A 12,987-nucleotide genomic window follows, 5' to 3' on the forward strand; every position below is an offset into this window, starting at 1 on the left:
AGATATTGCGCCAACTGCTTAAATAGCTTATTATCAACTTTCCATCATGATTGCGTATGTCCGATTACGAACACTGCCGTCCGTTTTCATTACAATTGCAATTTAGCAAACCAATTTTTTAGTGTATAAAAGAAGCATTGAAAAAACGCTCCTTTAACTTCGCTCCCCACTCCACAAAAAACAAACAAAAAATTGTAAATTGCGAGCAATAACAATTCAATTTTTAGCATCATGGTTTCAGATACGCTTGATATACAAATCAACAAAGCGGCAACTTCGCGTTTGTCCGCAATTGATTTTGAAAATTTAGTTTTCGGCCGGCATTTTAGCGACCACATGCTGGTGGCCGATTATGCCGATGGCCAGTGGCAAAACTTCCAAATTTTGCCTTACGGCGATATGAGCATGAGCCCGGCAATTTCTGCTTTACATTACGGACAAACGTTTTTTGAAGGGTTAAAAGCGTATAAACTGGCCGATGGCCGCGTTTCTATTTTCCGCCCTAATAAAAATGCCGAACGTTTTAACAAATCTGCCGAGCGTTTGTGCATGCCGCAACTGCCCGAAGATTTGTTTATACAAAGCATTGCCGCACTGGTAGAAGTTGACCGCCAGTTTATCCCGAATAAAGAAAACCACGCATTGTACATCCGTCCGTTTATGTTTGCTACCGAAGCGGCTTTGGGCGTTCACCCTTCCTCCACTTACCGGTTTTGTGTGCTCACTTGTCCGGTTGGCCCTTTTTTCTCTAAAAATTTAAAAGTTAAAGTCGAGACTGAATATTCCCGTGCCTGCGATGGCGGGTTTGGGTTTGCCAAAGCAGCAGGAAATTATGCAGGCTCGATGTTGCCAATGAAAAAAGCATCGGAAGAAGGTTTTGACCAGTTGATCTGGACGGATTCGCGCGAACATGCTTATGTGGAAGAACTGGGCGCGGCAAACATCGTTTTTGTGATAGACGGCAAAATCGTAACGCCATCAACCCGCGACACGATTTTAAAAGGCGTAACGCGAGACAGTATTTTAGAAATTGCCCGAAGCTGGAACGTACCGGTGGAAGAACGCCGCGTTGCCGTAACCGAAGTTTTGGAAGGCATTAAAAACGGAAAACTGACCGAAGCTTTTGGCGTTGGCACGGCCGCAACCATTACTTCTATTGTTGAAATTGGTTTTAACGGAGAAATTTTTTCGTTGCCAGATCCTGCAAAAGGCGAATTTGCACCTAAACTGCGCCGCGCTTTGGATGACCTGAAATACGGGCGAACTGAAGACTTGAACGACTGGAATTATATCGTATAAAAGAAGCATTGCAATAAAGGCTTGCAAATAATTAGTCATTCTGAACTTGTTTCAGAATCTCTCAGGACATTGATTTTATGCCGATAAAAGAAGCATTGATCCTGAGGGATGCCGAAACAAGTTTAGGATGACAATAATTTAATTTTAGTGGCAACACTTAGAAACTGTTTAAATTTGATTTAAAGAATATATTATGGAAGAAATTCATTGCCGTCCCGTTGACGGGACGGTTGCAGAAATTAGAAAGCAGGCTTTAGCCGAATCAAGATAACCATTTTTTGGCTAAAGCCCTTTAATGCCTGCCATTGTTCCGTTGGCTAAAGCCAACGGCAATTAAAAAATATATTCAAAGTCGTTTTTAAACAGCTTCTTATTCATTCTGAACTCGTTTCAGAATCTCTCAGGACATTGATTTTATGCCGATAAAAGAAGCATTGATCCTGAGGGATGCCGAAACAAGTTCGGCATGACAGAAAAACCTTTATCGGCGTGCTTCTTTTAACGCCCTTTTTTCAATGCGCTTTAACCGGCGCATTTTTCTTTTCTCCTGGCGCTCGGCTTTTTGCGCTATCCGTTCCTGCTTGTTCTGTTTGTAGTCGGCTGCTTTTTGCCGCAGGTTTTGTTCGATTTCTGCCGATAAACCAATGGATTCTTTGATGCCGACATAAACCGAACGCCAAAGCAAACCCAAATAAGAACTGTTTTCTGGCCGTTGGTAAACCACATTGGCCACGCGGACAGAATCGTTAAAACGTGGATTGTCGCGGATCAGCAGAAAAGCATTGGCCAAAATAGAAACGAAAGGCATCTTTTTAAGTGCATTTTTTTCATCTTTCCGCAGCAGCATCACATTCAAATCGCGATACAAAAAAGTAACCTTGCCCGTCGCTTTTTTGGCGTTGGCCTGCATATCGAAATTTAATGAGGTTACAATGCCGTTTGTAAATTGGATCAGGCCAAGCGGTTTGGTGGCCGGATTCAAATTCACCAAATTCATTGATTTTAAATTTCCCTGGTAATATAATGTATTGGAAGTATCGGCCGGATCAAACTGCAGCCGCAAATCCAGCTTGCCGTAACCCATTAAATAGGTGGAAAAGTTTGCCGTTAGCTTCCGGTTGGTTTGCCCGATTGTGTCTTCGCCGGTAACAATATTGCTGATTGTGCCGCTTAATTTTCCAAAACTGATGGCTCCGCGCAACTTGGTTTTAGCGTTGATTTCTGTATAAACCACATCCAAATTATAAATTCGCACAGTTTTGATATTCATTGTTTGATGCACGTTTTTGAGCAGCGCATACAAACCGCTTTTCGAAAAATTGGTAGGCTTTCTGGGCAAAGTTCCGTTGAAAAAAACTTCGGCTTTGTTTCCGTAAACGTTAATATCCGCAGCAATAAATTTACGGTAACTGATAAAGTTGTGGTAATCAAAACGGTTGATCACTACCGAATCCGTTATCAAATTAAAACTCCTTCTTGCCAAAGCTTCATTTGCCGATGCTGTTTTTATAGGCATAAAAACAGCATCGGCAATTTTAACGCTGGCCTTGGCGCTCGAAAACGTAACCGAATTGGCGCGGTACTGGTACAAACCATTTGCCGTAAAGCCACGATAATTGTGGAATACGGCCGTAATATCTTTAAAAAAATTAAACCTCGTTTTATCATTTTGACTGGAAGAATCTATCAGCAAATCGGTTCCGGTAACGTCAACATCTTTTAAACGGGTAATTTTGGTCTGGTTGTTCAGCTCTTCCTGGTACAGCAAATCAATATTCGTAAACAACAACTGCCCGATATGAACGCTTTTTAACGAACCGGAAATGCGCTGATAGAACGTTTTTTTACCACTGTCGGGCAAATCGTGGTTGCGCAATTGGCGGTAAATAATTTTAAGCGAAGGGTTTTTTAGTTCGATGGCATTGATAACCAATTGATTTTTAAAATACAAATCGTACGGATGGACATGTTTCAATACAATCTTATCAACCGATAAAGTATATAAATTATTTGGCGCGGTGCCTGCTTCTTTTAGCCGGTTAAAAACAGCAAGGTCAGGTTTTAGCGTGAGGTGGTCAATCACGATAAAACCGGGAAGCACATGCAAACTGCTGTTGGCAAAATCAATTTGGTACAAACCGTTGCTCAGCTTAAAAACGGTACTTTTTAATCGGGTTGAAAGGACCGGGGAAAAATAAATATTTAGGATCAGCCCGATCAGCAGCATCAAAAACAGCAAAGCCAGCAAGGGCCAGCCAATTCTTTTAAACCACTTGTTACCGATCAAATTTTTAAACGTCATCCCGTAATTATCTTTCTGCTGCTTGCTTATACGCTTAAACAGCACAAATCTGTACAAGATATAGAAATAGTTTTTAAAAATGGGCGTTGGTAAATTGATTGCCGCATTTAAACCAGCCCGAAAAATTACATCTGCTTGTTCTGTAAATGCTGCCAAACTGTCATTTAGTTAATCAGGATTTTCTTACTTTTGCCTTCTCAATTTTTTAACTCATGAATTTGGATCTTCCAACCAGTAAACACGATGAAAGCCGGCAGGGCGAAGCGTTGGTGCTGGATAAACCAGTGCTGAAAAATAACGGGCGCAAGTTGTACATCGAAAGTTACGGTTGCGCCATGAATTTTTCTGACAGCGAAATTGTGGCTTCTATTTTGGCCGATCAGGGTTTTGAAACCACTTTGGATTTTAAAGAAGCGGACGTGGTTTTTATCAATACCTGTTCCATCCGCGAAAATGCAGAGCAACGCGTGCGAAACCGGCTGAAAGAATTCAAGGTTTCCAAACAACGGAACCCTGGAATGGTAGTGGGCGTTTTGGGTTGTATGGCCGAACGTTTAAAAGCTAAATTTCTGGAAGAAGAAAAATTGGTTGACGTTGTGGTTGGCCCGGATGCTTACCGTGATTTGCCAAATTTAATTGAACAGGTGGACAGCGGACAAAAAGCCGTAAACGTGTTGCTTTCCCGTGAGGAGACTTATGCCGATATCAGTCCGGTTCGGTTGAACAGTAATGGCATCAACGCTTTTGTTTCGATTATGCGCGGCTGTGATAACATGTGCTCTTTTTGTGTGGTTCCGTTTACCCGCGGCCGCGAACGTAGTCGCGATGCTTTTTCTATCGTCAAAGAATGTGCGGATTTATTTAACGCCGGTTATAAAGAAGTTACGTTGTTGGGCCAAAATGTGGATTCGTACAAATGGACGAATGAAGATGGCATCACCCTGAATTTTGCCGGTTTGCTGGAGTTTGTGGCGTTGATCAACCCAAAACTGCGCGTTCGTTTTTCTACTTCGCACCCAAAAGATATTACTGATGAAGTGTTGTTCACAATGAAAAAGTACGATAACATCTGCAAATACATCCATCTGCCGGTTCAATCGGGCAACAGCCGGATTTTGGAACTGATGAACCGTACTTACGACCGCCCCTGGTACATGAACCGGATTGATGCCATTCGCCGCATTCTCCCAGGTTGTGCTATTTCTACCGATGTGATTACTGGTTTTTGTTCTGAAACCGAAGAAGAACATCAGGAAACACTGAGCATGATGGATTACGTGCAGTACGATTTTGCTTACATGTTTATGTATTCTGAACGGCCGGGAACATTAGCCGCCAAAAGATATACGGATGATATTCCGGAAGACGTAAAAGGCCACCGTTTGCGAGAAATAGTTGACAAACAGCAAGCACATTCCCACCTTCGTTTGTTAGAACAAATTGGCCAGGTGCAGCAGGTTTTGATCGAGAAGCGTTCCAAAAAATCAGCATTGGATTACAGCGGGAGAAGCGATAAAAATGCAACCGTGGTTTTTCCGGCGGATGACCGTTTTAAACCAGGCGATTATGTAAACGTTTTGATCGAAAAATGTACAACGGCTACCTTGATCGGTAAAATTGTAGGGTAAAAACAGTATGGAGATACAGGAAATAAAACAGCGGTTCGGCATTATCGGCAATTCTCCTTTGCTTAACCGCGCCATTTATATTGCAAACCAGGTTGCGCCAACCGATATTTCGGTTTTAATAACCGGCGAAAGCGGCAGCGGAAAAGAAGTTTTCTCGCACATCATCCACCAGATGAGTCCGCGGAAACATGGCCCTTTTATCGCGGTAAACTGCGGCGCCATCCCTGAAGGAACCATTGATTCTGAACTATTTGGGCACGAAAAAGGCGCTTACACCGGTGCCATCGGCGAGCGGAAAGGTTATTTTGAAACGGTAAACGGCGGCACTATTTTTTTGGATGAAATTGCCGAAATGCCTTTAGGAACGCAGGCGCGTTTGCTTCGGGTTTTAGAATCCGGGCAGTACATTAAAGTTGGTTCTTCCAAAGTCGAAAAAACCAACGTGCGTGTCATCGCGGCAACCAATGTTGATGTTTATGAAGCGGTAAAATCAGGAAAGTTTCGGGAAGATTTGTATTACCGGTTGAATACGGTGCCGCTGCGGATTCCACCGTTGCGCGACCGGAAAGAAGATATTTATTTGTTGTTCCGAAAATTTACGGCTGATTTTACAGCGAAATACCGTTCGCCGCCCATCCAAATGAACGAAGAAGCGCAGCAAATGCTGATCAATTACAGTTGGCCGGGAAACGTGCGCCAGTTAAAAAATATTGCCGAGCAATTGGCCGTTTTGGAGCGCGACCATACCATTACAGCGCAAAGCCTGCTGCAATATATCCCGCAGGAAAACGGCAGCAATTTGCCGATGCGCATCAATCAACAGAAAAAAGACGATTTTTCGGAGCGCGATATTTTATACAAAGTGCTTTTTGACATGAAGCGCGACATGACGGATTTGAAAAAATTAGTGGTAGATATCATTGAACATGGCGGCGTGGCTTCCAGTTATTCGGCCAACCCACAGGTTTTAAACCAGTTGTACCGCGATGTGGAACTGGAAAACGACCATCACCAAAACCCAAACCAGCTTCACCAAAACCATCAGCAGGAACCCACTTTAACCATTCAACAGCCCATCGTTCAAAACAACAACAACAAAGAACTGAACATTACGCACGAAGCCGAAGAAGTGGAAGAATCGCTTTCGCTGCTGGAAAAAGAATCGGACCTGATCAAAAAAGCGTTGAAAAAACACAAAGGCAAACGCAAATTTGCCGCGCAGGAATTGGGCATTTCCGAGCGCACTTTGTACCGAAAAATCAAAGAACTTAATTTATAAAAACCATTAAAAGCCGATAAGGCAATGCTTCTTTTACCATGAAAAAATATGTGCTGCTGCTGATTGTACCTTTGCTGTTGCTGTTTCAATCCTGCGGCGTTTATTCGTTAAGCGGTGGTTCGGTTGGAAACTTAAAAACCGTAAACGTAATGTATTTTGAAAACGTTGCGCCTTTGGTTATCAATAATTTAAGCCAGACTTTTACCCAGGCATTGCAAGACCGTATCCGTACGCAAACCCGTTTAAGCACGGTTCGCGGAGAAGCAGATGCAACTTTGGAAGGCCGCATCACCAATTATTCCATCGCGCCAACTGTTTTGCCGGCCAACACCACCAACACCGCGCCGATTGTAAACACCAACCGTTTAACGATTACGGTTACTGTAAAATACACCAACAGTTTAGACCCGAAACAGAGTTTTGAGCAGCCGTTTTCGCGTTACAAAGATTACCAGGGCGATATCGGGACGCAGGAACAGGCTTTGATCGCGGCCATTATCCCACAGTTGACGGAAGATATTTTTAACCGGGCTTTTGCAAATTGGTAAGCTAAATCGTTTTTCAACCGTGGAACAAATACAAACCGGGGCGAAGCCCGAAATTTTACAAAGCTTGATTGCCAATCCGGCTGCTGCCAATATAAATAATATAGCAGCTTTGGAAGCGTTGGTGCAGCTTTATCCGGCTTGCAGCATTTTCCACTTGCTGCTGGCCAAAGCGGCACAATCAAGCGAAGCAGAAACAGCGGTAAAAAGATTGCAAGCTGCCGCTGTGAACGTAGCCAACCGCGAAGTTTTGTTTAAGCTAATCCATCAACCGGAATTATTGGCTGCCGCAAAACCGGAAAAACTGTTTCCGCCGGTACAAATCCCGCAAAAAGCAGAACCTTTAAAACTGAATGCTTCTTTTGCAACGGTAATTTCGTTATCAGATGACAATGAAGTTTTGGTTTCTGAAGAGATTGTTCCGCCAAAAACGGATGCTTCTTTTACCGGCATAAAATTGGTGTCCGAAGAGCAGCCGGAAATTATTGATGCTAAAATCGAACAAAATCCGGATGCTTCTTTTACCGGCATAAATTTGGTGTCCGAAGAGCAATTGACAACCGTTGACCCTGGCATCGAACTGAAACCGGAAGAAGCGATGGCTGCCGAAAACGACCTTCGCGTAGAAGATGTCAGCTTAAATTTTATCAACACGGATGCACAAGTTGAACAGTCTGCGGAATTAGGAACCGAACTGGTTTTGGTTGAAGAAACGCCGAGCCCTTTTTCAATACAGGAAGATATTATACAGGAAACCGACCCTTCTTCTTTGCCCGATGCTTCTTTTTCCAATGAAATTGACGAAGAGGTTTTTGAGGAGATCATGGCGATTGAGGACATGGATTTTGGGGTGGTAAAAACAGCATCGCCGCAAAAACCTGAAGCTGAACCTCAGCCTGAAACCGAAACTGAACCTGAAACTAAAACGGAAGAAAAACCGGCTTTCACCATTCAGGACAAGGCGGAAAAAGATATGCTGAGCAGCATTGCTTCTATTGATTACTTCACTTTTAACAACAAGTTCGGGCAAAACCAAACGCCTTCTGTTCAGGAAAAAGCGGAAGATAAGCAGGAAATTGTTCTGGCGAAACCGGAGTTATCGGAACAAACGGAGCCCGAAACGGTATCAAAATACCATGATGACAAAATGCCGTACACGTTTATGTGGTGGCTCGACAAAACCCGGAAAGAATATGCCGGAACTTACCAGCCTTACGTAAAAAACCAGCAAAACGAAAAGCCGGAAAGTAATTTGAGTGTTGGCCCGGAACTGCACCAGCAATACATCGAAAGTATTTTTCATACCAAACCGCCGCACGAAATGGCGGAAAGCAGTTTGCCACCGGTGATCGAGCCGCCGGTAAAACGCAAGGAAGACCAGTTGATCGAGCGTTTTATCATCCAGGAACCGCACATCCATCCGCCTAGCAGCGATAAATTGGACACGGAAAACAAGGCTAAAAGAAGCTCGGAAGATGCGGACATTTTGGTAACGGAAACGCTGGCCAAAATTTATTTAGACCAAATGCTTTACCACAAAGCCCTGGATACGTATAAAAAGCTGCTGTTGAAGTTTCCGGAAAAAAACCGTTACTTTACCGCCCAAATTGATTTGATCGAACAAAAAATAAATTAACCCATACCCGAAATGTATTTAGTGCTTGTTATCCTGATTATTATTGTGTGCATCCTGCTTGGCTTGATCGTATTGATCCAAAACCCGAAAGGCGGCGGTTTAAATTCTAATTTTTCGAGTTCAACGCAAATGATGGGCGTGCAAAAAACCGGCGACTTTTTAGAAAAAGGCACTTGGGTTTTGGCCATTGTGCTGATGGTGTTTTCGCTGGCCATCAATGTGGTTGCCAAAAGCGGGCCGGCAAGAGCTACCAACATCCAAAACCAGGAACAAATTGAAAAAGCTTCTAAACTTACTGCCCCGGTCAGCGGTCCGCTTAATTTGCCGCCGGTAACCAGCCCGCAGTCGCCAGCAAAAAAATAGGCATAAAAACAGTATCAGCTAAAAAGGCTTTTGGACAACCGGAAGCCTTTTTTGTTTTCTATTCTTTCTGCCAGGATGGCACGTTCGTTTATTTTAAAAACAGCTTCCTCTGTTTTTAAAAACGTAATTTTGACAAGCCAGAGCAGCCAATAAGCCAATATATGCACAAAAGTACATTTGGCACAGTTGCTGTTGAACCGTCTGCAAAAACATATTTTTTATCTAAAACTAAAAATTCAAAAATAACTATGTCATTAAACATCAAACCAATTGGAGACAGAGTAGTGGTAGAAGCTGCCGCTGCCGAAGAAAAGACTGCATCCGGCATTTTCATTCCTGACACTGCAAAAGAAAAACCACAACGCGGAACCATCGTTGCAGTGGGCGAAGGCAAAAAAGATGAGCCTTTAGTTGTTAAAGTTGGCGATCAGGTTTTATATGGCAAATATGCCGGTACTGAAATTACTTACGAAGGTAAAGAGTACTTAATTATGCGCGAATCAGATGTTTACGCGGTGCTGTAAACTTAAACTGATTTTTATTAAAACGATTTATTTCAAAAAGTAAAATTCAAAAATACAATGGCAAAACAAGTTAAATACAATGTAGAAGCACGCGATGCTTTAAAACGCGGTGTTGATATTTTAGCTAATGCAGTTAAAGTAACTTTAGGCCCAAAAGGCCGTAACGTTATCATCGACAAAAAATTTGGTTCACCAATTATCACCAAAGACGGTGTAACGGTTGCTAAAGAAATCGAACTGAAAGATTCTTTAGAAAACATGGGCGCACAAATGGTAAAAGAAGTGGCTTCTAAAACTGCCGATATTGCAGGTGATGGAACAACTACGGCTACTGTTTTGGCCCAGGCTATCGTTACGGCCGGTATTAAAAACGTGGCTGCCGGTGCAAACCCAATGGATTTGAAACGCGGTATTGATAAAGCGGTTGCGGCTGTTGTTGAAGATTTGAAAAAACAATCTCAAACTGTTGGTGAAGACAATAACAAAATCAAACAAGTTGCTTCTATCTCTGCCAATAACGATGAAGTGATTGGTGCTTTAATTGCTACCGCAATGGAAAAAGTGGGCAAAGACGGCGTAATCACTGTTGAAGAAGCAAAAGGCACAGAAACTGAAGTGAGAACGGTTGAAGGTATGCAGTTTGACCGTGGTTATCTTTCCCCATATTTTGTTACCAATGCGGATAAAATGGAAGCGGAATTAGAAAACCCTTACATTTTGATCTACGATAAAAAGATTTCTTCGATGAAGGAATTGTTGCCGGTATTGGAAAAACAAGTTCAAACAGGCAAACCGTTATTAATTATTGCTGAAGATTTAGACGGAGAAGCATTGGCAACTTTGGTTGTTAATAAAATCCGTGGTTCGCTAAAAGTGGTTGCTGTTAAAGCGCCTGGTTTTGGTGATCGTCGTAAAGCAATGTTGGAAGATATCGCAATTTTAACTGGCGGAACGGTAATTTCTGAAGAAAGAGGTTACAAATTAGAAAACGCCGACCTTTCTTACTTAGGTACTGCCGAAAAAATTGTGGTTGATAAAGACAACACAACCATAATCAATGGTGCAGGCCAATCCGAAGAAATTAAAAACCGCGTTAACCAGATTAAATCTCAAATTGAATCAACTACTTCTGATTACGACCGCGAAAAATTGCAAGAGCGCTTGGCCAAATTGTCCGGCGGTGTTGCTGTTCTTTACGTTGGTGCTGCTACCGAAGTAGAAATGAAAGAGAAAAAAGACCGTGTTGACGATGCTTTACATGCAACCCGCGCTGCGGTTGAAGAAGGTATTGTTGCCGGTGGTGGTGTTGCTTTTATCCGCGCGGTAGATTCTTTAAAGGATTTGAAAGGCGAAAATGAAGACGAAAATACAGGTATCCAAATTATTCGTCGTGCTATTGAAGAACCATTGCGCCAAATTTGCGAAAACGCAGGTATCGAAGGTTCTATCGTAGTGCAAAAAGTAAAAGAAGGTACTGCTGATTTTGGTTACAATGCCCGTACCGATAAATACGAAAATTTAATTGGCGCCGGTGTGATTGATCCGACTAAAGTAGGCCGCGTAGCATTGGAAAATGCAGCTTCTATCGCAGCCATGTTGCTGACAACAGAAGTGGTTTTGGCAGACGACCCGGAAGATGAAAAAGGCGGTGCCGGTATGCCTCCAATGGGTGGTGGTGGCATGGGCGGCATGATGTAATCAAGCCGTTTCATTCTTAAACACTTTTTAATATATACTGAAAGCCTGTCTGTTAAATCAGACAGGCTTTCCTATTTTCTGCCAAAAATGGTGTGGTAAAAGAAGTATTGCTTTAAGAAATTGTTAAGGAATTTGCTTTTCTAACTTAATCAAGCGATTAAATGTTTAAACTTATATAAATATGACACTTTAGAAAATTGCAGGCATTAAGTTTGTACCATAAAAGACATGAAAGCACTTTGCACAAAAAAGAAACATTTTAGGACTATCCTGATTGACTGGGTAGCTTTAGAAGTCCCCACTATTTTATTTTCTCTGTTGTAATTGGTATTAAAAGAAAATTATCGAAAAAAACTTACTTTTTCAAATTTGTTGTCTTGCTTTAATATCCAAGTATTTATTAATAGCAGTAACTGTTAAATCTTTGGGATCGCACAAAATGGATTGAATACCAAATCGGTTCAATTCTTTTACAATCAGTTTCTTTTCATACAAAAACTTTTCAGCAATGGTTTTAATGTAGATATCTTCTACATCGTTCGCTGGCTCTCGTGTTATTTTTTCCAGTTCTGTATTTTTAAAAAATACTACTAAAAGCAAATGTAAACGGGCAATTTTCCGCAGAAAAGGCAACTGCCGCTCCATGGCAGCAAGGCTTTCGAAATTGGTGAAAAAAATCAACAGACTGCGTTGTTTTATTGCCCCACGAACAGTGCCGTACAACGCTTCCATATTCGTTTCTAAATAGCGCGTTTTTTCTTTATGAAGTACTTGCAATAATTTATGAAGATGGCCGGAACGACGGTCAGCAGGAACCACAGCGCCAATTTTTTCGGAAACGGTGATTAAACCTGCGCGGTCTTCTTTCAGCATTGCCACATTTAACAAAGCCAGCGTTGCGTTGATGGCATAATCCAGCAAACTCAAACCTTCAAACGGCATTTTCATCGCCCGCGATTTATCAATGATGCAAAACACCTGCTGCGATTTTTCGTCGGTAAAAGCATTCACCATTGTATCGCCTTTTCGGGCAGTGGCTTTCCAGTTGATGGTTCGGTAATCATCGCCGGGAACATAGTTTTTGATCTGCTCAAACTCCATGCTATGCCCAATCCGCCTAATCTTTTTAACACCAATTTCGGTCAAACGGTTAGAAACAGCCAGCAGTTCGTATTGCTGCATCTGCAAAAAAGAAGGATAAACGGGCAATACTTCTGCCTGCTCAAAAGTGTAACGGCGGCTAATGAGTTTAATTGGTGACTGAACGTAAGCAAGAATATCGCCAAACTCATATTCACCGCGTTTAGTTGGCCGAAGCTGGTAATTGATCATTTTATGCTCACGCGATTTCAAACTGGTTTTAAACCAAAGATCACGTTTTTGAAATTGAAAGGGGGTTTCATCAATCAAACCCAAATTGATAGCGAACGGATAAAAGTTTTCTACGTAAATCCCCAAGTCGTTTTCGTCGCCGTTGCTTAAACGTTCGGGAGCGTTCCTTCGGGCAAAAACACCATTTTTTGTTCGGTATAGCAAAACCAGGTCAATCAGCAGCAGCAATAGCAAAGCCCAAAAAAAGAACAGCGGCACATCGCCCATCCAACTGAAAAAAAAGGACAGTAAAAACAGTATCACCGACAAGCCTAAACCGAAAAACAAGCGGCCGCCGAGGAAAAGGTTTTGGTAAAAATTGGTGTAAAGGTTTTTCAAGAT

Annotated in this window: 10 protein-coding genes; 8 read left to right on the forward strand and 2 right to left on the reverse strand. The window is 42.3% G+C overall.

Annotated elements, in window-relative coordinates; translation table 11 throughout:
- Positions 1-231 precede the first annotated feature (231 nt).
- Positions 232-1,299: a branched-chain amino acid aminotransferase gene (locus tag V5804_RS11250; RefSeq protein WP_369591482.1), complete on the forward strand. Its 1,068-nt coding sequence runs from the start codon at positions 232-234 to the stop codon at positions 1,297-1,299.
- A gap of 481 nt (positions 1,300-1,780) precedes the next feature.
- On the opposite strand, the gene V5804_RS11255 is transcribed toward V5804_RS11250, so the two are convergent.
- Positions 1,781-3,757, reverse strand: a complete 1,977-nt coding sequence (locus V5804_RS11255) for a hypothetical protein (RefSeq protein ID WP_369591483.1) — start codon at positions 3,755-3,757, stop codon at positions 1,781-1,783.
- Positions 3,758-3,813: 56 nt separating this feature from the next.
- Here V5804_RS11255 and miaB point away from each other — a divergent pair, with 56 nt between their 5' ends.
- From miaB to groL, 7 genes are all read left to right on the forward strand, one after another.
- Entirely contained in the window at positions 3,814-5,229 is a 1,416-nt protein-coding gene (gene miaB / locus V5804_RS11260; RefSeq protein ID WP_369591484.1) for a tRNA (N6-isopentenyl adenosine(37)-C2)-methylthiotransferase MiaB, read from the forward strand.
- Positions 5,230-5,236: 7 nt separating this feature from the next.
- On the forward strand, positions 5,237-6,508 hold the full coding sequence (locus V5804_RS11265) for a sigma 54-interacting transcriptional regulator (RefSeq protein ID WP_369591485.1): 1,272 nt from the start codon (positions 5,237-5,239) through the stop codon (positions 6,506-6,508).
- Between the two features lie 38 nt (positions 6,509-6,546).
- Entirely contained in the window at positions 6,547-7,056 is a 510-nt protein-coding gene (locus V5804_RS11270) for an LptE family protein (protein WP_369591486.1), read from the forward strand.
- A 19-nt stretch (positions 7,057-7,075) separates the two neighbouring features.
- Complete coding sequence (locus V5804_RS11275; RefSeq protein ID WP_369591487.1) at positions 7,076-8,689, forward strand: hypothetical protein; 1,614 nt, start codon at positions 7,076-7,078, stop codon at positions 8,687-8,689.
- A 12-nt stretch (positions 8,690-8,701) separates the two neighbouring features.
- Positions 8,702-9,052, forward strand: coding sequence for a preprotein translocase subunit SecG (gene secG / locus V5804_RS11280; protein WP_369591488.1), 351 nt, complete (start codon positions 8,702-8,704; stop codon positions 9,050-9,052).
- Positions 9,053-9,300: 248 nt separating this feature from the next.
- On the forward strand, positions 9,301-9,576 hold the full coding sequence (groES, locus tag V5804_RS11285) for a co-chaperone GroES (protein WP_299288051.1): 276 nt from the start codon (positions 9,301-9,303) through the stop codon (positions 9,574-9,576).
- Between the two features lie 57 nt (positions 9,577-9,633).
- A complete protein-coding gene (gene groL / locus V5804_RS11290; RefSeq protein WP_369591489.1) occupies positions 9,634-11,274 on the forward strand; it encodes a chaperonin GroEL in 1,641 nt (546 codons plus the stop codon).
- A 363-nt stretch (positions 11,275-11,637) separates the two neighbouring features.
- On the opposite strand, the gene V5804_RS11295 is transcribed toward groL, so the two are convergent.
- Complete coding sequence (locus V5804_RS11295) at positions 11,638-12,984, reverse strand: DUF58 domain-containing protein (protein ID WP_369591490.1); 1,347 nt, start codon at positions 12,982-12,984, stop codon at positions 11,638-11,640.
- Positions 12,985-12,987: the final 3 nt, after the last annotated feature.

It is taken from the genome of Mucilaginibacter sp., assembly GCF_041088075.1.
In the GTDB taxonomy this organism is placed as follows: domain Bacteria; phylum Bacteroidota; class Bacteroidia; order Sphingobacteriales; family Sphingobacteriaceae; genus Mucilaginibacter_A.

What these genes read in the sequence shown, in the direction of transcription:
- V5804_RS11250 (WP_369591482.1), top strand. Translation starts at nt 232, where the DNA reads ATGGTTTCAGATACGCTTGATATACAAATCAACAAAGCGGCAACTTCG.
- miaB (WP_369591484.1), top strand. Translation starts at nt 3,814, where the DNA reads ATGAATTTGGATCTTCCAACCAGTAAACACGATGAAAGCCGGCAGGGC.
- V5804_RS11265 (WP_369591485.1), top strand. Translation starts at nt 5,237, where the DNA reads ATGGAGATACAGGAAATAAAACAGCGGTTCGGCATTATCGGCAATTCT.
- V5804_RS11270 (WP_369591486.1), top strand. Translation starts at nt 6,547, where the DNA reads ATGAAAAAATATGTGCTGCTGCTGATTGTACCTTTGCTGTTGCTGTTT.
- secG (WP_369591488.1), top strand. Translation starts at nt 8,702, where the DNA reads ATGTATTTAGTGCTTGTTATCCTGATTATTATTGTGTGCATCCTGCTT.
- groES (WP_299288051.1), top strand. Translation starts at nt 9,301, where the DNA reads ATGTCATTAAACATCAAACCAATTGGAGACAGAGTAGTGGTAGAAGCT.
- groL (WP_369591489.1), top strand. Translation starts at nt 9,634, where the DNA reads ATGGCAAAACAAGTTAAATACAATGTAGAAGCACGCGATGCTTTAAAA.